This window comes from Streptomyces sp. NBC_00299, assembly GCF_036173045.1.
GTDB classification, from domain to species: domain Bacteria; phylum Actinomycetota; class Actinomycetes; order Streptomycetales; family Streptomycetaceae; genus Streptomyces; species Streptomyces machairae.
Genome location: NZ_CP108039.1, coordinates 3,352,883 through 3,370,567 on the forward strand (window position 1 = coordinate 3,352,883; position 17,685 = coordinate 3,370,567).

A 17,685-nucleotide genomic window follows, 5' to 3' on the forward strand; every position below is an offset into this window, starting at 1 on the left:
GGCGCCCACGTCAGTGGCACCGCACTGCCCAGTCAGGCTGGACCAGGAGGTTCCGCACCCGCACCCACCCGAAGGACAGGCACCCCCACCTCCCCTCCTTGCCGCTTCCCCTCATCACCCGGCCTTGGCCTCCCCTTCTCCCCCTCCTCCCAACACCCGGTTCACAGCCTCATGGGTCACCCCGTGATCGGCGAGGACCTCGGAGGGCACACCGGGGCGGGTGGTCAGGGCCAGGAGGATGTGCTCGTCGCCGATGTGCCGGTCCCGGCGCGCGACGGCGATTCGCAGCGACCGCTCCAGCACGTCCTTGGCCTCGCGGCTGAAGGAGCGGCGCCCCGACCACCACCCCTTGTCCTTCCGTTCCCCGGACATCGCCCCGACACCATGGACCTCCTCGACCCGGGCGACGATCTCCCCGACATCGATCCCCAACCCGGCGAGCGCATCTGCCTCGGCCTGCGACAACCCACCCCGCCGCCGGGCCTCCCCCAACGCCGACCGCACGGACTCCAGCCACTCCCCACCGCCGAGCGCCGCAAGCGCGAACGAGGCCCGGCTCCCCTCCCGGTCGAGCAGGGCGAGCAGCATGTGCTCGGCGTCGACGGTCTGCGCCCCTGCCCTCTCGGCGTGCTCAACGGCCCCCGTGACCACGGCACGGGCATCCTTCGTGAACCGCTCGAACATCAACGCCTCCCGTACTTCTTGTGCACGGCCTGCCTGCTGACCCCGAGTTCCGCGGCGATCTCCTGCCACGACCACCCCTGATTGCGCGCACTGCGCACCTGCACGGCCTCCAACTGCTCCAGCAGCCGGCGCAGCGCCGCAACGGCCCGTAGCCCGACCCGAGGATCACGATCACCCGCACGCGCGGCAAGATCTGTTGCTTCGGTCATACCGTCAACCTAAGTTGACACACCTTCTCCCGTCAACCTCAGTTGACAGAGTGGCCGAACAAAAACGGCGAGCCCGAGGCAAAGCCCCGAACCCGCCGCAAGCTGCAGGTGCCGTCCTGCGAACTATCCGTTGGTGAGCACGATCTTCCCGAACTGCTCCCCCGACTCCATCCGCTCGAAGCCCTCACGGGCCCGATCCATCGGAAGCACTTCATCGATCACAGGCCGCACACCGGTGGCGGCGCAGAAGGAGAGCAGATCCTCGAGCTCGTCCTTGGTCCCCATCGTGGACCCGACGATCTTCAACTCCAGGAAGAAGATCCGGGTGAGCTCGGCATGCGAGGGCCGATCACCACTCGTCGCACCCGAGATGACGAGCGTGCCCCCGGGCTTCAGCGACTTGACGGAGTGCGACCACGTGGCGGCACCCACGGTCTCGATCACGGCATCGACCCGCTGCGGAAGCCGAGCTCCCGATTCCACCGCCTCCACGGCCCCCAGCTCCAGGGCCCGCTTCCGCTTGGCCTCGTCCCGGCTGGTGGCGAAGACACGCAGCCCCGCGGCCTTCCCCAGCACGATGGCAGCGGTGGCGACGCCGCCCCCGGCTCCCTGCACCAGCACGGAGTCCCCGGGCCGTACCCCCGCATTGGTGAACAGCATCCGGTACGCGGTCAGCCAGGCAGTCGGCAGACAGGCGGCCTCGGCGAAAGAGAGTTCCTTGGGCTTCGGCAGGACGTTCCAGGTCGGCACGGCGACCTGCTCCGCGAAGGTCCCCTGATACCGCTCGGTGAGAATGGAACGAGGCTCCTTGGGGCCCACCCCGTGCCCACTCTGTCCGATCACCGAGTGCAGGACGACCTCGTTGCCGTCCTCATCGACCCCGGCGGCATCGCAGCCGAGGATCATCGGCAACCGGTCCTCGGGCAGGCCCACGCCCCGCAGTGACCAGAGGTCGTGATGGTTGAGGGAAGCGGCCTTGACGTTGACGGCACTCCAGCCGGGACGGACCTCGGGGGCCGGCCGCTCCCCCAACTCCAATCCGGAGAGCGGCTGGTCGCGGTCGATTCGGGCGGCGTAGACAGCGAACATGACCTTGACGATAGGCTCCCGCGACACCCGACGGAACAACACGCCCCTGTGACACACGCCCGCTTGACGACCAACCGCACGGACGAAAGCCATAGGGCTCCGCGCACCCAAGCCCACGGCGCACCCCCGCGGCGCGGCACCCGCGTAGGGCGGCAAGGTGACGTGCCGGGGGGGTGCCCGCCCGCAGCGGCGGGCGTCAAGAAACAGCACCTCTCAAGGCACGGCAACCGCCCGACCGAGGACGGAAACCCCCCGGCATGCCCCCCCGACCCACACCACACCCGCAGGGGCTACCCGCACTCCCCCCGCACAGCAACGGGCCGCCGCAGGCACCCGGCACCCCTCCGCCGACGGCCCGCCCGGGCAAAGAAATGACCCCGCCCATCCCGGGCGAGGCCATCCCACATCAGCGCCTGCCGCAGCACCGCGTCAGCGCCGGGCAACCCCTTCGGCCCGAGCCGCAGCAGCCACAGCAGCCGTGACCGCCGGCGCCACCCGCTCGTCGAACGGCGACGGAATGACGTAGTCCGCGGCGAGGTCGTCCCCCACCACAGCCGCCAGCGCCTCAGCCGCAGCGATCTTCATGCCCTCGGTGATCCGGGACGCCCGAACCTGCAGAGCACCCGCGAAGATCCCCGGGAACGCCAGCACGTTGTTGATCTGGTTCGGGAAGTCCGACCGCCCGGTTGCGACGACCGCCGCGTACTTGTGCGCGACATCGGGGTGCACCTCGGGATTCGGGTTGGCCATGGCAAAAACGAACGCGCCCTCGGCCATGGAGGCGACAGCCTCCTCCGGCACCGTCCCACCGGAAACCCCGATGAACACGTCGGCGCCCTCCAGCGCCACCTCCAGCGACCCGGTGATCCCGGCCTTGTTCGTGAACCCGGCCAGCTCCCGCTTGACCGATGTCAGGTCGTCACGGTCGGCGGACACCACACCCTTGCGGTCCGCCACGGCGACGTCCCCGATGCCGGCCTCGACCAGCATCTTCGCGATGGCGACACCAGCCGCGCCCGCCCCCGAGATGACGGCCCGCAGATCCCCGAGCCCCTTCCCGGTCAGCCGCGCGGCGTTCCGCAGCGCGGCCAGCGTCACGACAGCCGTACCGTGCTGGTCGTCGTGGAAGATCGGGATGTCCAGCCGCTCCTGCAGCTTCCGCTCGATCTCGAAGCACCGGGGCGCCGAGATGTCCTCCAGATTCACACCACCGAAGGACGGCGCGAGGCGGACCACGGTCTCGACGATCTCGTCGACGCCCGTGCAGTCGAGCGCGATCGGCACCGCGTCGACACCACCGAACTGCTTGAAAAGAATCGCCTTCCCCTCCATCACCGGAAGGGAGGCCTCGGGCCCGATGTCACCGAGCCCCAGCACAGCCGTGCCGTCGGTCACGACGGCCACGACGGACGACTTCCACGTGTAGTCGTGCACGAGCTCCGGCTGCTCGGCAATCGCGCTGCACACCTTCGCGACGCCGGGCGTGTACGCCAGGGACAGGTCGTCCTTGTCACGGACCGGCACGGTGGCCTGCACGGCCATCTTGCCGCCACGATGCAGCGCGAAGGCCGGATCGAAGGAATCGAGGGGTTCGACCCCACCGTCCTGATCGGTATTGCCTCCGCCGCGAGGATTGACGATCTCCGCTGCCACTTTGTCTGACCCCTTAAGTGTTCATGGTTTGAGGGTGGAACCACTCCTGGTGAGAAGTGGGCGGGACCGCGTATGGCCCTGCTCGTTGATACGTACGACGTACGACGTACGGACCCATACGCGACGGCGCGCCGCACACGCGCCATGAGCCCCGGATGAGGGGTGTAAAGAACCTTCTTACCGGACGGACCGCGCCCCGACGAGTCCAATACGTGCAAGATCACATGGCGGGAAGGGAAACACCCACAGGGACAACACGAATCGGACACGACCCGACGACGGAACCACTGCGATTCATGGCCAGATAAGCGGACAATAAGTAGACAATCCACACTGGAGACCACGAAAGGCTGCCAAGCCCGCACACCAGACCGACGGCCGGCCTGCATCCCGAGACAGGCCGAAGATCTTCCGGCCGGAAGGACAGATTCCCGCAGAAGGTGCGGTCAGGATGTACCGACCTGAGGCGGTTCGGGGGTAACCCGTTATCCGATTTTGACATCGCGAGCGCCCTGAATGCCTCAGTCCGAATGGCAAGATGCCGTAATCGCACGAGGTCGCGACACTCGAAGGTGTGTGCCCTCGTCGGCCTATGAAACCAAGGCACCTGCCGAGTCCCGGCGGGCGCCCGCCCCATCGGCAACTCCACCCATCCGCCGGAGGAACCCACCATGACCGCACGCTCCACCCGTCGTACGACCGCCACGCGCTCCCGGCTGGCAGCGGTCGCCTCGATCGCGGTCGCAGGCGCCCTGATTCTCACCGGTTGCGGTGACCAGACGAATGACGGCGGCAGCGAGGGCACCAACGAGACGGGGAACGCCAACAGCGCCCCGCTCTTCTCCAAGCTGCCCAAGAAGATCCAGGACGCCGGCGTCATCAAGGCGGGCACGAACGCCGAGTACGCCCCGATGGAGTTCCAGGAGGGCGGCAAGATCGTCGGCGTCGACCCCGACATCGCCGCGGCCCTGGGCGAGAAGCTGGGTGTGGAGTTCCAGTTCACCTCCGGCTCCTTCGACGGCCTGATCACCGCCCTGAACTCCGGCCGCTACGACGTTGCCATGTCCTCCATCACGGACAACCCGCAGCGCCAGGAGGGCCTGGACGACAAGGGCAAGAAGCTCGGTCCGGGTGTCGACTTCGTCGACTACTTCGTGGCCGGCACCGCCGTGTACGTCGAGAAGGGCAACCCGAAGAAGATCAACTCGATCGAGGACCTCTGCGGCCAGACGGCTGCCGTACAGCGCGGTACGACGTACGAGAAGGCCCTGCAGACCCAGTCCAAGGCCTGCACGGACGACGGCAAGAAGAAGATCAACATCGAGTCGTTCGAGAACGACACCGAGGCCCAGACCCGGGTGAAGTCGGGCGGCGCCGTCGCCGGCGTCAACGACTACCCGGTGGCCGTGGACCTGGCCCGCAAGTCCGGCGGCGGCAACGACTTCGAGGTCGTCGGAGAGCAGATCGACGCCGGTCCGTTCGGCATCGCGGTGAACAAGGACAACAAGGAGCTCTCCGCGGCCCTCGAAGAGGCTGTCAACGCGATCATCGAGGACGGCACGTACAAGAAGATCCTCGAGAAGTGGGGCGCCGAGTCCGGCGCGATCGACAAGGCCGAGATCAACGGCGGCAAGTGACGGCCAGAAACACTGAAGGGCAGTCACTGTGACTGACAAGTTCGACAAGGAGCCGGCCGACGCGAAGCCGTCGGCCGCCGTCTCCAAGGAGGGCGGGGCCATCCCGCCCGAGGCGATCAAGGCCATCCCGGTCCGGCACTACGGCCGCTGGGTCAGCGGTGTCGTCGTGCTGGCTCTGGTGGCCCTGCTGGTCAACGCCTTCGCGACCGCCGAGAAGATCCAGTGGAGCGCCGTCGGCGACTACGTCTTCGACCCCACGGTCCTCGCGGGCGCCGGCCGCACCCTGCTGATCAGCGTCCTCGCGATGATCATGGGCGTGGTCCTGGGCGTGATCCTGGCCGTCATGCGCCTGTCCAAGAACCCGGTGACGAGCTGGGTGGCCTGGGTCTACATCTGGTTCTTCCGCGGCACGCCGGTCTACGTCCAGCTGTTGCTGTGGTTCAACCTGGCGCTGATCTTCCCCATGCTGGATCTCGGTCCGATCTACAAGGACGAGATGGTCGACGTCATGACCCCGTTCATGGCCGCCCTGCTGGGTCTGGGCCTGAACGAGGCGGCGTACATGGCGGAGATCTGCCGCGCCGGTCTGATGGCCGTGGACGAGGGCCAGACCGAGGCCTCGCACGCGCTCGGCATGAGCCACGCGAAGACGCTGCGCCGCATCGTGATCCCGCAGGCGATGCGGGTGATCGTGCCGCCGACCGGCAACGAGTTCATCAACATGTTGAAGACCTCGTCGCTGGTGTACGCGGTGACGTACAACGAACTCCTGCGCGCCACCTCCACCATCGGCTCCACCTCGTACGCCGTGATGGAGATGCTGTTCGTGGCGTGCATCTGGTACCTGGTCATGACCAGCGTGTTCAGCGTCTTCCAGTACTACCTGGAGCGCCGTTACGCCCGTGGCTCGCTGCGGAACCTGCCACAGACTCCGTGGCAGAAGATCAAGGTCAACCTGATGGCCTTCAGCAGCGAGAGGGGCGTGTGAGATGACCGCCATGGTGAAGGCCGAGGGCGTCCACAAGTCCTTCGGTCCCGTACAGGTCCTCAAGGGCATCGACCTGGAGGTGAAGACCGGCGAGGTGTTCTGCCTCATCGGCCCCTCCGGCTCCGGCAAGTCGACGTTCCTGCGGTGCATCAACCACCTGGAGAAGATCAACGCCGGTCGGCTGTACGTCGAGGGTGAGCTGGTCGGCTACCGCCAGAAGGGCGACAAGCTGTACGAGCTCAAGGACAGCGAGGTCGCGCAGCAGCGCCGGGACATCGGCATGGTGTTCCAGCGGTTCAACCTGTTCCCGCACATGACGGCGCAGGACAACGTCATGGAGGCGCCCATCCAGGTCAAGGGCGTGAGCAGGAACCAGGCCAAGGAGCGCGCCCGGGAGCTGCTCGACCGCGTCGGCCTGGCCGACAAGGCCGGCAGCTACCCCTCGCAGCTCTCCGGCGGCCAGCAGCAGCGCGTCGCCATCGCCCGGGCACTCGCGATGGACCCGAAGCTGATGCTGTTCGACGAGCCGACCTCGGCCCTCGACCCGGAGCTGGTCGGTGACGTCCTCGACGTCATGCGCGACCTCGCCGAGTCCGGCATGACGATGGTCGTCGTCACTCACGAGATGGGCTTCGCCCGCGAGGTCGGCGACAGCCTGGTCTTCATGGACGGCGGCGTGGTCGTCGAGTCGGGCGACCCGCGCGAGGTCCTGACGAACCCGCAGCACGAGCGGACCCAGGCGTTCCTGTCCAAGGTGCTCTGACGGTCGGTCGCAGGTGGAGGGGCGGTACGGGATTCCCGTACCGCCCCTCCGTCATGCTGCGGGGCCGCGCTACTTGAGAGCCAGCAGCAGCGTGTCCGACGGAGAGCACCACACCGGCCGGGCCTCCCCGAAGCCCTTCTCGCGCAGTACGCGCGCGTGCCACTCGACGGACGGCATGTCGCCCTCGGCGTGCTCGCCGTAGATCTCGAAGCGCCTGGCCGTGGGTTCGGCGAGGACCGGGTCGTTGGCGGCCAGCTGCCACCACTCGGCCCAGTCGAGGGCGCCGTCCGCCTTGGCCTGATCCATGCGGGCGTGACGCAGGGCCCGCTCGGCGGCATTGATGCGGGGCGTCGACTCGTCGATCATGTGGTCCGCGTTCATGAAGACACCGCCGTCGCGGACGAGCTCCGCGACCTGACCGTAGAGGGCCGCGAGGGGTTCACGGTGCAGCCAGTGCAGGGCCGTAGCGGTCAGGACGGCGTCGTACGAGTCGTACGGCAGCCTCGCAGGCCACTCCGGGTCCTTGAGGTCGGCCGTGACCAGGGAGACCCGCTCGTCGGCCGCGAAGGTGCCCTCGGCGATGGCGAGGAGCGCCGGGTCGAGATCGACGCCGGTGCTCGTGGCCTCCGGGAACCGCTTGAGCAGCCGGGCCGTGATACTTCCCGTGCCGCACGCGAGGTCGAGCACGCGTGGGGCGGGTCCGACGAGGGCCTCGATCATGTCGAGCATGATCCGGAAGCGTTCCTCGCGGTCGGGCATGTACCACTCCTGCTGCCGGTCCCAGCTCTCCTGCCAGGCGGCCCAGTCGGCGCCGGTCGTGGTGATGTCCGTGTCCGTCATCGAACCCTCCATCGCGCATGTCACGTAATACCCTGGAAGCACGATCAGTTGTTACCCGACCGCACCACGACGATAGAACGCCTCCGTAAGGACTACAAGTGGAACTGGCCTATTACTCGGACTACGCCGTACGACTCGTCAACAGCGAGGACCCGGCCCGGGGCAAGGACTCACTGACCTCGGTCGAGGCCGTCCGCGACCTGTTCGGCGGCAACCAGTCGGCGGCCCGCCGCGCCACCGACGCCGACGTCACGCGGTTCCGCGCGGTCCGGGCCCGGCTGCGCTCGGTCTTCGCGGCGGCGGACACCGGCGACGAGACCCTGGCCGTCGACCTGTTGAACTCCCTCCTGCTGGAGTTCCCGGTGAGCCCGCAGATCTCCGGCCACGACTTCCGCGACGACGACGGCCGCCCCCTGTGGCACATGCACCTCGCGGACCACCCGTCGAACGCGACCGCGGGCTTCGCGGCCATCGCGTCGATGGGCCTGGCGTTCCACCTGACGGAGTACGGCGTGGACCGTCTGGGCCTGTGCGAGGCGGCCCCGTGCCGCAACGCCTACCTGGACACCTCCACCAACCGCTCCCGGCGCTACTGCTCGGACCGCTGCGCGACCCGCGCCAACGTGGCCGCCTACCGCGCCCGCAAGCGCCTGGAGGCCGACCGGTCGGCGAATACGGGCCGTACGGCCGACAGCGCCCAGCGCGCCAGCGTGAACGGCGAGCGCTGATCCGCCTTGCGCGGCCGGTACCGCAGCCGGACCTTGCCCAGAATCAGCTCGTCCGGCACGACTCCGTAGTCGGTGCTGTCGCCACCGGCGTACGCGTTGTCCCCGAGCACCCACCAGCCGCCCTCGCGGCGTTCCGCGGCGCGCTTGACGACCAGCAGGTCCTGCTGGAAGGGATGACGCAGGACGACGACGTCACCGGGCCTGATCCGGCCCCGGTGCGACACGACGAGCAGATCGCCGTTGTGCAGCGTGGGCACCATCGACGGCCCGGTCACCTCGGCCCATCCGAAGGGCTGCGCAGCCCGCCCGCGCTCGGTCTCCTGCGACAACTCCGGCATCCCCGGCACCTCCCCGGTACGGTCCTCCACCAGTCTCAGTCTGACCCTGGACTTTTGTCCTAAGCCCATGGGGGCACTCGCGAAAACCTGTCTTGCAGGGAGTAATGTCCCACCTGAGAAGACGATCACGAGGAAGGAATGCTCCATGCTTTCCCGCCTGTTTGCCCCCAAGGTCAAGGTCAGTGCGCACTGCGACCTGCCCTGTGGCGTGTACGACCCGGCCCAGGCCCGCATCGAGGCGGAGTCGGTGAAGGCCGTGCAGGAGAAGATGGCCGCCAACGACGACCCGCACTTCCAGGCGCGCGCCACCGTCATCAAGGAGCAGCGCGCCGAGCTCGCCAAGCACCACGTCTCGGTGCTCTGGAGCGACTACTTCAAGCCGCCGCACTTCGAGAAGTACCCGGAGCTGCACCAGCTGGTCAACGACGCCCTGAAGGCCCTCTCGGCCGCCAAGGGTTCGACCGACCCGGCGACGGGTCAGAAGGCTCTGGACTACATCGCCCAGATCGACAAGATCTTCTGGGAGACGAAGAAGGCCTGACTCAAGGCTCTTTCATCGTTCTCCCGACCCGAAGGGGTCCGACCGGTTCGCCGGGCGGGCCCCTTCGGCATGAGTGGGCTCCCTCTCCGGAAGGACGTCACGCACGGTCCAGTCGCTGCGGCGGGTGCGGCGGCCAGGGTCCGAGAGCGGGCAGCCCCTCGGCAGCCACCGGTGAGACGGTGGGCGTGCGTCCGGCCAGCCAGGCCGCCAGGTCGCGTACGCGTCCGGTGACCGCCGTGCCCGGCGGCCCGCCGCCGACGGACCACTGGCGCCGCGCGTCCTCGGCGTGGAGGTGTGTGCCTGCCGGAAGGCGGCCGAGGAGGAAGTCGATGGCGTGTGCGGCCAGGTCCTCGGGCCAGTCGTCCGGCGGTACGCCGACGTCCAGGTCGACCATGTGGATCCATGCCTCGCGCCAGCGCGCGAATACGGTGGCGGCCAGGTTCGCGTTGCGGAACGTGACCGGACGGCTCCAGTCCATGTCGTCGGCGCGCGCCCAGGTTGCTTCGAGCGCGGCCATGTGTGCGACGAGTGCCGCGCGGTGCTCGGCGGCACTGCGCCCCGCTGTGGCCTCGATGATCGCGTTCCGCTCGGCCGTCCCGCCGTCGTAGCCCGCCACGAGCTCACCGCGCAGCGCATGCACCGCGAGACGGGCGAACATTCTCGCGTTGTCGGTGAGATGCGCCAGGACGTGGCCGCGTGACCAGCCTGGAAGTCCGGATGCCTCGGTGACCTGCTCGTCGGTGAGTCCAGCCGCGAGCCGTTCCAGGGCGCCGTGAGCTTCGATCACTGCTGTGACAGGGGGCTGCATGAAGCCGTCCTACGAGGCCGAGGGCCGATGGAGAACAGCCGGGACCCGGGCAGCGAGGTCCCTCAGGGGCTCACCGCTCAGCCGGCAAATCCTCCACTCGTCCAGGAACTCCACGCCGAGGGACTTGTAGAAGTCGATCGTCGGCTCGTTCCAGGCAAGGACCCACCATTCGAAGCGCTCGTAGCCTCTGCGTTCACAGATCGCTGCCAGCGAGGCGAGCAGAGCCTTGCCGTGTCCACCGCCACGGGCGGGCGGACGTACGTAGAGATCCTCCAGGTGCATGCCGCGCGTACCGGTCCACGTCGAGAAAAGCGGGAACCACAGGGCAAACCCGACGGCCTCACCCGTTTCGTCGTCCTCGGCGATCAGTACGAAGGCGGCGGGATGCTCTCCGAACAGCGCCTCGCGAAGCTGCTCCTCGGTCGCCCGAACCTGCTCAATGGCCCGTTCGTATTCGGCGAGTTCACGGATCATCGCGCGGATCGTCGCGACGTCGTTCACGGTGGCGGCACGGATCATGCCGGAGATCATCGGTCACCGTACCGACCGTGTCCATCCAATTCCGCCCTTCTCGGCGGCCTTTGGTCTCCCGCAGGGGAGAGTCCGACATCAGCACCATCTCGTCCATGCCCCGGATCATGGCCGACCGCCCTGGCCGACCCGGACCCAAGGTTCCCTGAATTCGTGGTGATTGTGTTCACGCGGTAAACGGTGGCCGGGGACTGTTGACGTCCCGTAGGTTCTGGAACGTCCACCCGGAGGTCGAACACCCTGGCGGGTGGGCCCACGGGGGAAGGTCAGCAGCACTCGGCTCCCGTCTCGGCCCGCGTGGCCGAGGCGTTGTCCGGGGTGCTCTGCGACAGCGGGCGAGTGGAGATCACATCATCCGGCGGTCAGTCTCCCGCCGGACGGAATGTCGATCCCCTGGGAGATACCCCCTGCCCCGCCGCCCGCATCTGTGGCCGATCCCCCTGCTGTGGACCCTTGCCCTCGGGCTGTGGGGGCTGTCCCGGCAGGACAGTCTGTGGCGGGACGAGGCCGCGACCTGGCAGGTGGCCCGCCGGCCCGTCGGCGACATCTGGCACATGCTGGGCAACGTCGACTCCGTGCACGGGCTCTACTACCTGCTGATGCACGGCCTCTTCCAATGGTTCGGGGCCGGCACCACGACCCTGCGGCTGCCCTCCGTGCTGGCCATGGCGGTGGCGGCGGCCTGTGTGACGGCCATCGGCCATCGGCTCGCCGGGGCCTGGGCGGGCCTGGCGGGAGGGCTGGCGTTCGGGCTTCTTCCGGCCGTGCAGTTCTATCTCCAGGAGGGCCGTCCGTACGCGCTGGTCGCGGCCGGTGCGGCGATCTCGACCCTGCTGCTGGTGACCGTCCTCGAAGGGCGGGGCCGAGCGATGCACTGGGTCGCGTACGGCGGCACGGTCGCGGTGTGCGGGCTGCTGAACTGGCTGTCGTTGCTGATCCTGCCCGCGCACCTGACGACCCTGCTGTGGACGCGTGCCCGGCGCGGGACCTGGATGCGCTGGGCCCCGGCCGCGACCGTAGCCGTGGCCGCGGTGCTGCCGTTGATCCTGTTCAGCCGGCGCCAGTCCGCTCAGGTCTCCTGGATACCGCCGCTGACCTGGCACATGCTGATCGGGCCCGCCATCCTGCTGGCGATCGGCGGGCTCGGGGCCCTGCTGGACCGGCCGCGCGCGGGACGGCTGTCGGTGGCGCCCGTCGCGCTGCCCCTGCTGGCCGTCCCGCAACTCGCCCTCATCGGGCTGTCCCTGGCCAAGCCGCTCTTCCTGGACCGCTACGTGCTGTTCAGCATGCTGGGACTGGCCCTGCTGATCGGCTCGGCACTCGGCACGGCCGTACGGGCGGCCCGGCCGCGGTTCCCGAGAGCGGCGCCGTGGCTCGTGCCGGTCGCGGTCACTGCGGCCGTCGTCGCGCTGCTGCCGCAGTCGCTGGCCAAGCGTGCCCCGGAGAGCCGTGTGGACGACGTCCTGGCGGTGGCGGCGGACGTACGGCGGCTGAAGCACCCCGGGGACGCCGTGGTCTACATACCGGCCGCCCGGCGCGACTCCGCGCTGGTCTCCCCCGAAGACTTCGCCGGGCTGCGGGACGTCGCGCTGGCGGAAGGCCCGGCGGCGTCGGGGACGTTGAAGGGCGAGGAGGCCGGTCCGGACCGGATACGGGCCGCGATGCTGGCACAGCGGCGGATACTGCTGCTCACCGACGCGTCCGAGGTGGCGCGGCCACTGGCGGGGAAGCGTGACCACGCCAAGACCGCTGTGCTGGAGAAGCACTTCAAGCTGGTCGCGGACGTGCAGGTCCGCGGGCGACGGGTGACGGTGTACGAGCGACGCTGAGGAGCCCGGCCGGCGCAACGTCGGGCCAGGCCCCTTCGACCGTCCGTCCGCGCCCGGTCAGTGGAACTGGGGCACGATCAGATGGATCCCGTACGCCACCACCGCGGCGCACGCGACGAAGCACAGCCCGGCCTGCGTGAGGCCCAGCGTGGACGTGCCGCCGCCTTCCTCGCGTGCCCCTTCGCAGCGGGCAAGACCCAGCACGCCGAGTGCGAAGACGGCGACCACGGCCACGGTGACGGCGAGGCTCACCGCGGCGACCTGGCCGAGTGCGGTCCAGTCGAGGTTCATGATGTGAACTCCCTTGTCTCAGGCGATCGTTGTCTCAGGCGATCGTTGTCTCAGCCGATCGCTGTCTCAGCCGATCGCTGTCTCAGGCGGCCGCGCCGACCTTGGGCGCCTCCGTGCTGCGCACCGTGACCTCGTGGGTGTCGTTGACGTTGTGCGCGGACACCGGGTTGCGGCGGGAGATGAACACGATCCCGGCGGAGACGGCCGCACCCACCAGCGCGACCACGGCCGTACCGAGGTTGCCGCCGTGCTTGACCACGCCCGCCGAGACGCCGCCGACCAGCGCGGCGGCGGGCAGGGTGACCAGCCAGGCCACGACCATGCGCCCGGCCACGCCCCAGCGGACCTCCGCCAGCCGGCGGCCCAGGCCCGCGCCGAGGATGCTGCCCGAGGCGACCTGCGTGGTGGACAGGGCGAAGCCCAGGTGGGCCGAGGTGAGGATCACCGTCGTTGAGGCCGTCTCGGCGGCGAAGCCCTGCGGGGACTGGATCTCGGTCAGGCCCTTGCCCATCGTGCGGATGATCCGCCAGCCGCCGAGGTAGGTGCCGAGGCCGATCGCCAGTCCGGCCGAGGCGATCACCCACACCGGCGGGCCCGCGTCATGACCCAGGGCGCCCGCCGAGATCAGGGTCAGTGTGATGACGCCCATCGTCTTCTGCGCGTCGTTGGTGCCGTGGGCGAGGGAGACGAGCGAGGCCGAGGCGATCTGGCCGACCCGGAAGCCCTTGGTGACGGAGTCCTTGCGGGCGCGAGCAGTGAGCTTGTACGCCAGGTACGTGGCCAGCAGCGCCGCGATCCCCGCCACGAGCGGCGAGGCGACGGCGGGGATCAGTACCTTCTCGACAACCTTGTCGAAGTGCACGCCGTGCGACCCCGCACCCACCCAGACGGCCCCGATCAGTCCGCCGAACAGCGCATGCGACGAACTGGACGGCAGCCCGACCAGCCAGGTGAGGAGATTCCACAGGATCGCCCCGACCAGACCCGCGAAGATCATGCCCGGGCTGACGAGTGAGTCGTCCACGATGCCGCCGGAGATCGTCTTGGCGACCTCGGTGGACAGGAAGGCACCGACGACGTTCAGGACGCCGCTGATGAGCACGGCCGTCCTGGGTTTGAGCGCCCCCGTGGCGATGGACGTGGCCATCGCGTTCGCCGTGTCGTGGAATCCGTTGGTGAAGTCGAATGCGAGGGCCGTCACGATGACGACCGCCACCAGGAACGTGATGTGGTCCATTCCCCAATGCAAACAAGCCCGGACCAATTCACGGAGAACCGACGGCAAAGCGTGTCCCAGGAGCCGGCGCGCGGTTGGTAAGGGTCCTGCAAAGCCCGCGTGGCGAAGCTTGAGTGCGCTGGAGTGCGCCGTACGGCCGCCGCGGGCCCTGGTCGCCCCTGCCGATCTACGATCGCCCCATGAGCATCCGCTGGACCTACGCCTTCATCGACCGCCCCGTCGCGTCCTTCACCCGGGCGCACACCTTCTGGACTGCGGTGACGGACACCCGGCTGTCCGAATTCCGGGGCGAGCAGGGGGAGTTCGTGACCTTGCTGCCGGATGGCGGGGCCGACCCCTGCGTGAAGGTCCAGGGGGTCGACTCGGGCCCCGGTGGCGCCCATCTCGACTTTGCCGTGGACGACGTACCGGGATTCGTGGCCTCGGCGCTCGCGGTGGGGGCGGGTGTCGCCGCCGAGCACGACGGGTGGGCCGTACTGCGGTCGCCCGCCGGGCAGTTGTTCTGTGCCGTGCCCTGGCACGGGGAGTCGGTGCGGCCGCGCGTGGTGCACGGCAGCCGGCTCGACCAGGTCTGCGTTGACGTACCGCCGTCGCGGTACTCATCCGAAGTCGCCTTCTGGAGCGCCCTGTTGGACGGCTGGGAGTCGGTGCCCGGCTCCCGCCCCGAGTTCCATGTGCTCAAGCCACCGTCCGGGCTTCCCGTCCGTATCCTGCTCCAGCGTCTCGGCGAGGAGCGGCGCGACGCAGAGCGGCCCGGTGCGGAACCCCGGGCCTCCGCCCACCTGGACCTCGCCTGCGCGGACATCGCGGCGGTCCGCGCCCGGCACGAGGAACTGGGCGCGGGCTTCGTCGCCGAGGGCGCCCACTGGACGGTGATGCGCGATCCGGCGGGCGGCACGTACTGCCTGACGGGGCGCGATCCGGAGACCGGCAAACTGGCCGGCTAACGGGTGGTCACGACGAGGCAGGCTGCCCGGCCGTTCTCGTCGGGCGTGACGCTCGCGCACGCCGACTCCCGGCCCTCCGGCAGCGATGGGCTCGGCTCGGCATTCCCCCAGCGGTTCGGCCCCGGCGGCTGCGCCGAGTCCTGCAACCACAGCGTCAGCGCGCCCGCGACGACGACGGCGATCACCCACACCGTCACGACCCAGCGCCATAACCGGCGGCGTCCCGTCACCTCCAGGGCTCCACATCCACCACCGCGTTCACCGGAATGGGCCCGTACACATGCGGGAACTCCTCGCCGCCCGGCTCCGGCGCCTCGTACTTGAGCGGCACGTCGAGCCGGGCCGGATCCACGACCAGGACCACCAGTTCGTCGGGGCCGTCGTAGGAGCCGTACAGGAAGCCGGCCACGGCGGGGAGTTGGGCGCGGGTCGAGCAGTGGATGAAGCCCTCGTCCCGCAGCGTGCGACCACGTGTCGACATCTCGTACGTGCCCCGCGCGCGGGCCTCGTCCCAGAGGGAGCGTTCGGTGATGTGGAGGATGTACGTGTGTTCCGGCATGCGGCGAGGTTACGGCTTCAGCCGCGCCGCCCGCGCGTGCAAATAGCGCTGTTCCGGCAGGCTCAGCGTCTTGGCTGCCGCGGCCTCGTAGGCGGCGCGTGCCTCGTCGTGGGCGCCGGCCCGCTCCAGGAGGTGGCCACGGACCGCGTCCAGGCGGTGCCCGGCACCCAGCTCGTCCTCCAGCGCGGCCAGTTCTGCCAGCCCGGCGCGCGGGCCCTGGGCCATGGCGACGGCGACCGCGCGGTTGAGACGCTCGACGGGCCCGGGGACGAGGCGCACCAGGACGTCGTAGAGGCCGAGGATCTCCTGCCAGTCGGTCTCCGTGGCGCAGGGCGCCTCGTCGTGGACGGCGGCGATGGCGGCGCGCAGCTGGTACGGGCCGGCGGGGCCCCGGGACAAGGCGCGGGTGACCAGGGCGACGCCCTCGTCGATCGCGGCCTTGTCCCAGCGGCTGCGGTCCTGCTCGTCGAGGGGGACGAGTTCGCCGTGCGGGCCGGTGCGCGCGTCGCGGCGGGCGTCGGTGAGCAGCATCAGCGCGAGCAGGCCGGCCACCTCGCCGTGGTCGGGGAGGAGGCGGTGGACCGCGCGGGTCAGCCGGATCGCCTCACCGGCGAGTTCGCGCCGCAGCAGGCTCGTACCCGAAGTCGCCGTATAGCCCTCGTTGAAGATCAGGTACAGGGTCTGCAGGACCGCGGGCAGGCGGTTCTCCCAGTTGTCGGGCCGGCCGAAGCGCACCCCGCGGACCTTCTGCTTGGCCCGGCTGATGCGCTGGGCCATGGTCGCCTCGGGGACCAGGTACGCGCGGGCGATCTCCGCCGCGGTCAGACCGCCGACGGCACGCAGGGTGAGGGCGATCTGGGCGGGCGGAGTCAGGTCCGGGTGGCAGCACAGGAAGAGCAGGGTGAGGGTGTCGTCCTCGCGGGGCGCCCTGTCCGCTCCCGGCGGCGGGGCCGTGAAGGCATCCCTCGGCATCAGCGCCGCGGCCTTGTCCTCCCGGGCCCGGCGCGACTGCTCCGCACGCAGCGCGTCGGTGAGCCGCCGCGCCCCGACCTTGATCAGCCAGCCGCGCGGGTTGTCCGGGACGCCGGTCCGCGGCCACTGCTCGGCCGCCGCGAGCAGGGCCTCCTGTACGGCGTCCTCGGCGCTGTCGAAGTGGCCGTAGCGCCGTACCAGCGCGCCGAGGACCTGCGGCGCGTGTCGGCGCAGCAGGTCCTCGGTCTCGGGTGTGGCGCTCACCTACGGCTCGGCCGATGTCTCAGCCGACGTCCCCGGACCCGTCGTCGATGGGCCGGATCACCACCGGGTACACGGGGGCCCCGGCGGGCTGGGGGCACTGCAGGACGCGCTCGGCGATCTCCGTGACCCGCTCCAGGCTCGCGCAGTCCAGCACCCAGTAGCCGGCCAGCAGCTCCTTGGTCTCGCTGTACGGGCCGTCGGTGATCACTGCCTTGCCGTCGTCGCCCAGCGTGACGTGCCGGCCCTTGGCGGGCTCGGTCAGTCCCTGTCCGTCGACCATCTCGCCGCTCTCGGCGAGGTCGTTGTTGAGGGCCTGCATGAAGGCGTACATCGCCTGGATGTCCTCCTGGCTCCAGGCGACGGAGTTCTCGGACCCCTTGCCCTGCATCGCCTCGTAGTCCGCCTGCGTGCCCTGCACCATGACCAGGTACTTCATCAGTCCGCTCCTTCTGCTTCCGTCGGCTCGGGCCGCCCTTGGCGGGCGGCTCTCACAGGGGACGTCGGAGCCGGGCCAGGATTCTCGACAGGGGGCTCAGGAATTTTTCGCGGTGGGTTTCACGGTGGTGTCCACGGTGGGTGTGCCGGGAGCGTCCGGCTGCTCGTGCTTCTCCTCGTGCTCGGCGCCTGCCTCGGCGTACGCCCCGCACTCGGGGTTGTGGCACGGGCCCGCCACCCAGGTGGGGACCCAGGCGCCCAGCGTCTTGTGGCGCCGGACGACCGTCTCTACGGGCTGTCCGCAGTCGGGACAGTGGTGCGCTTGGCTGCCCATGTCCTCAG

At 69.6% G+C, this 17,685-nt stretch carries 22 protein-coding genes; 7 read left to right on the forward strand and 15 right to left on the reverse strand.

Going from position 1 to position 17,685, the window contains the following annotated elements:
- Nucleotides 1-114: 114 nt before the first annotated feature.
- The 4 genes from OHT51_RS14540 to OHT51_RS14555 form a co-directional block, all read right to left on the reverse strand.
- Nucleotides 115-684, reverse strand: a complete 570-nt coding sequence (locus tag OHT51_RS14540) for a Clp protease N-terminal domain-containing protein (RefSeq protein WP_328879358.1) — start codon at nt 682-684, stop codon at nt 115-117.
- A complete protein-coding gene (locus OHT51_RS14545) occupies nt 684-893 on the reverse strand; it encodes a helix-turn-helix domain-containing protein (protein WP_039651429.1) in 210 nt (69 codons plus the stop codon). Before OHT51_RS14545 ends, OHT51_RS14540 begins: the two co-directional genes overlap by 1 nt.
- A 123-nt stretch (nt 894-1,016) precedes the next feature.
- A complete protein-coding gene (locus tag OHT51_RS14550; protein ID WP_328879359.1) occupies nt 1,017-1,982 on the reverse strand; it encodes a zinc-binding dehydrogenase in 966 nt (321 codons plus the stop codon).
- 429 nt (nt 1,983-2,411) lie between these two features.
- Nucleotides 2,412-3,635 (reverse strand): NAD(P)-dependent malic enzyme, encoded by a 1,224-nt coding sequence (locus OHT51_RS14555; protein WP_328879360.1) that lies wholly within the window; start codon nt 3,633-3,635, stop codon nt 2,412-2,414.
- 671 nt (nt 3,636-4,306) lie between these two features.
- On the opposite strand from OHT51_RS14555, the gene OHT51_RS14560 reads away from it, so the two are divergent.
- The 3 genes from OHT51_RS14560 to OHT51_RS14570 are packed head-to-tail and all read left to right on the forward strand — an operon-like array spanning nt 4,307 to nt 7,023.
- On the forward strand, nt 4,307-5,272 hold the full coding sequence (locus OHT51_RS14560; RefSeq protein ID WP_328879361.1) for an ABC transporter substrate-binding protein: 966 nt from the start codon (nt 4,307-4,309) through the stop codon (nt 5,270-5,272).
- 28 nt (nt 5,273-5,300) lie between these two features.
- Nucleotides 5,301-6,260, forward strand: a complete 960-nt coding sequence (locus OHT51_RS14565) for an amino acid ABC transporter permease (protein ID WP_328879362.1) — start codon at nt 5,301-5,303, stop codon at nt 6,258-6,260.
- A 1-nt stretch (nt 6,261) separates the two neighbouring features.
- On the forward strand, nt 6,262-7,023 hold the full coding sequence (locus tag OHT51_RS14570) for an amino acid ABC transporter ATP-binding protein (protein WP_328879363.1): 762 nt from the start codon (nt 6,262-6,264) through the stop codon (nt 7,021-7,023).
- A 69-nt stretch (nt 7,024-7,092) separates the two neighbouring features.
- Here the strand turns inward: OHT51_RS14570 and OHT51_RS14575 are convergent, their stop codons facing one another.
- On the reverse strand, nt 7,093-7,863 hold the full coding sequence (locus OHT51_RS14575; RefSeq protein WP_328879364.1) for a class I SAM-dependent methyltransferase: 771 nt from the start codon (nt 7,861-7,863) through the stop codon (nt 7,093-7,095).
- A gap of 98 nt (nt 7,864-7,961) precedes the next feature.
- Between OHT51_RS14575 and OHT51_RS14580 the strand changes: the two genes are divergently transcribed.
- Complete coding sequence (locus tag OHT51_RS14580) at nt 7,962-8,591, forward strand: CGNR zinc finger domain-containing protein (protein WP_328879365.1); 630 nt, start codon at nt 7,962-7,964, stop codon at nt 8,589-8,591.
- On the opposite strand, the gene sodX is transcribed toward OHT51_RS14580, so the two are convergent.
- Entirely contained in the window at nt 8,495-8,929 is a 435-nt protein-coding gene (sodX, locus tag OHT51_RS14585) for a nickel-type superoxide dismutase maturation protease (protein ID WP_328884324.1), read from the reverse strand. The two genes, OHT51_RS14580 and sodX, sit on opposite strands and share 97 nt — an antisense overlap.
- A gap of 145 nt (nt 8,930-9,074) precedes the next feature.
- Here sodX and sodN point away from each other — a divergent pair, with 145 nt between their 5' ends.
- Nucleotides 9,075-9,470, forward strand: coding sequence for a superoxide dismutase, Ni (sodN, locus tag OHT51_RS14590; RefSeq protein ID WP_007491258.1), 396 nt, complete (start codon nt 9,075-9,077; stop codon nt 9,468-9,470).
- A gap of 97 nt (nt 9,471-9,567) precedes the next feature.
- On the opposite strand, the gene OHT51_RS14595 is transcribed toward sodN, so the two are convergent.
- Nucleotides 9,568-10,278 (reverse strand): maleylpyruvate isomerase family mycothiol-dependent enzyme, encoded by a 711-nt coding sequence (locus OHT51_RS14595; protein WP_328879366.1) that lies wholly within the window; start codon nt 10,276-10,278, stop codon nt 9,568-9,570.
- Between the two features lie 9 nt (nt 10,279-10,287).
- The gene (locus OHT51_RS14600; protein WP_328879367.1) at nt 10,288-10,797 is read right to left on the reverse strand and encodes a GNAT family N-acetyltransferase; all 510 of its coding nucleotides are present in this window, start codon (nt 10,795-10,797) and stop codon (nt 10,288-10,290) included.
- Between the two features lie 533 nt (nt 10,798-11,330).
- Between OHT51_RS14600 and OHT51_RS14605 the strand changes: the two genes are divergently transcribed.
- Entirely contained in the window at nt 11,331-12,638 is a 1,308-nt protein-coding gene (locus tag OHT51_RS14605; protein ID WP_328879368.1) for a glycosyltransferase family 39 protein, read from the forward strand.
- A 57-nt stretch (nt 12,639-12,695) separates the two neighbouring features.
- Here the strand turns inward: OHT51_RS14605 and OHT51_RS14610 are convergent, their stop codons facing one another.
- Both OHT51_RS14610 and OHT51_RS14615 read right to left on the reverse strand, forming a co-directional pair.
- The gene (locus tag OHT51_RS14610) at nt 12,696-12,929 is read right to left on the reverse strand and encodes a hypothetical protein (protein WP_328879369.1); all 234 of its coding nucleotides are present in this window, start codon (nt 12,927-12,929) and stop codon (nt 12,696-12,698) included.
- A gap of 82 nt (nt 12,930-13,011) precedes the next feature.
- On the reverse strand, nt 13,012-14,166 hold the full coding sequence (locus OHT51_RS14615) for an inorganic phosphate transporter (RefSeq protein ID WP_328879370.1): 1,155 nt from the start codon (nt 14,164-14,166) through the stop codon (nt 13,012-13,014).
- Nucleotides 14,167-14,345: 179 nt separating this feature from the next.
- On the opposite strand from OHT51_RS14615, the gene OHT51_RS14620 reads away from it, so the two are divergent.
- Nucleotides 14,346-15,113: a VOC family protein gene (locus OHT51_RS14620; protein ID WP_328879371.1), complete on the forward strand. Its 768-nt coding sequence runs from the start codon at nt 14,346-14,348 to the stop codon at nt 15,111-15,113.
- On the opposite strand, the gene OHT51_RS14625 is transcribed toward OHT51_RS14620, so the two are convergent.
- The 5 genes from OHT51_RS14625 to OHT51_RS14645 form a co-directional block, all read right to left on the reverse strand.
- Nucleotides 15,110-15,343 (reverse strand): hypothetical protein, encoded by a 234-nt coding sequence (locus tag OHT51_RS14625; protein WP_328879372.1) that lies wholly within the window; start codon nt 15,341-15,343, stop codon nt 15,110-15,112. The two genes, OHT51_RS14620 and OHT51_RS14625, sit on opposite strands and share 4 nt — an antisense overlap.
- Nucleotides 15,340-15,672, reverse strand: coding sequence for a DUF952 domain-containing protein (locus tag OHT51_RS14630; protein WP_328879373.1), 333 nt, complete (start codon nt 15,670-15,672; stop codon nt 15,340-15,342). Before OHT51_RS14630 ends, OHT51_RS14625 begins: the two co-directional genes overlap by 4 nt.
- Before the next feature lie 9 nt (nt 15,673-15,681).
- Complete coding sequence (locus OHT51_RS14635; RefSeq protein WP_328879374.1) at nt 15,682-16,908, reverse strand: RNA polymerase sigma factor; 1,227 nt, start codon at nt 16,906-16,908, stop codon at nt 15,682-15,684.
- A gap of 19 nt (nt 16,909-16,927) precedes the next feature.
- Nucleotides 16,928-17,344 (reverse strand): YciI family protein, encoded by a 417-nt coding sequence (locus tag OHT51_RS14640; protein ID WP_328879375.1) that lies wholly within the window; start codon nt 17,342-17,344, stop codon nt 16,928-16,930.
- 96 nt (nt 17,345-17,440) lie between these two features.
- The gene (locus tag OHT51_RS14645) at nt 17,441-17,677 is read right to left on the reverse strand and encodes a hypothetical protein (RefSeq protein WP_328879376.1); all 237 of its coding nucleotides are present in this window, start codon (nt 17,675-17,677) and stop codon (nt 17,441-17,443) included.
- Between the last annotated feature and the right edge of the window lie 8 nt (nt 17,678-17,685).

Excerpts from the sequence above, each read along its gene's own strand:
- OHT51_RS14540 (WP_328879358.1), bottom strand. The coding sequence starts at position 684 with ATGTTCGAGCGGTTCACGAAGGATGCCCGTGCCGTGGTCACGGGGGCC.
- OHT51_RS14545 (WP_039651429.1), bottom strand. The coding sequence starts at position 893 with ATGACCGAAGCAACAGATCTTGCCGCGCGTGCGGGTGATCGTGATCCT.
- OHT51_RS14550 (WP_328879359.1), bottom strand. The coding sequence starts at position 1,982 with ATGTTCGCTGTCTACGCCGCCCGAATCGACCGCGACCAGCCGCTCTCC.
- OHT51_RS14560 (WP_328879361.1), top strand. The coding sequence starts at position 4,307 with ATGACCGCACGCTCCACCCGTCGTACGACCGCCACGCGCTCCCGGCTG.
- OHT51_RS14570 (WP_328879363.1), top strand. The coding sequence starts at position 6,262 with ATGACCGCCATGGTGAAGGCCGAGGGCGTCCACAAGTCCTTCGGTCCC.
- OHT51_RS14575 (WP_328879364.1), bottom strand. The coding sequence starts at position 7,863 with ATGACGGACACGGACATCACCACGACCGGCGCCGACTGGGCCGCCTGG.
- sodX (WP_328884324.1), bottom strand. The coding sequence starts at position 8,929 with ATGCCGGAGTTGTCGCAGGAGACCGAGCGCGGGCGGGCTGCGCAGCCC.
- sodN (WP_007491258.1), top strand. The coding sequence starts at position 9,075 with ATGCTTTCCCGCCTGTTTGCCCCCAAGGTCAAGGTCAGTGCGCACTGC.
- OHT51_RS14595 (WP_328879366.1), bottom strand. The coding sequence starts at position 10,278 with ATGCAGCCCCCTGTCACAGCAGTGATCGAAGCTCACGGCGCCCTGGAA.
- OHT51_RS14600 (WP_328879367.1), bottom strand. The coding sequence starts at position 10,797 with ATGATCCGTGCCGCCACCGTGAACGACGTCGCGACGATCCGCGCGATG.
- OHT51_RS14610 (WP_328879369.1), bottom strand. The coding sequence starts at position 12,929 with ATGAACCTCGACTGGACCGCACTCGGCCAGGTCGCCGCGGTGAGCCTC.
- OHT51_RS14615 (WP_328879370.1), bottom strand. The coding sequence starts at position 14,166 with ATGGACCACATCACGTTCCTGGTGGCGGTCGTCATCGTGACGGCCCTC.
- OHT51_RS14620 (WP_328879371.1), top strand. The coding sequence starts at position 14,346 with ATGAGCATCCGCTGGACCTACGCCTTCATCGACCGCCCCGTCGCGTCC.
- OHT51_RS14630 (WP_328879373.1), bottom strand. The coding sequence starts at position 15,672 with ATGCCGGAACACACGTACATCCTCCACATCACCGAACGCTCCCTCTGG.
- OHT51_RS14640 (WP_328879375.1), bottom strand. The coding sequence starts at position 17,344 with ATGAAGTACCTGGTCATGGTGCAGGGCACGCAGGCGGACTACGAGGCG.
- OHT51_RS14645 (WP_328879376.1), bottom strand. The coding sequence starts at position 17,677 with ATGGGCAGCCAAGCGCACCACTGTCCCGACTGCGGACAGCCCGTAGAG.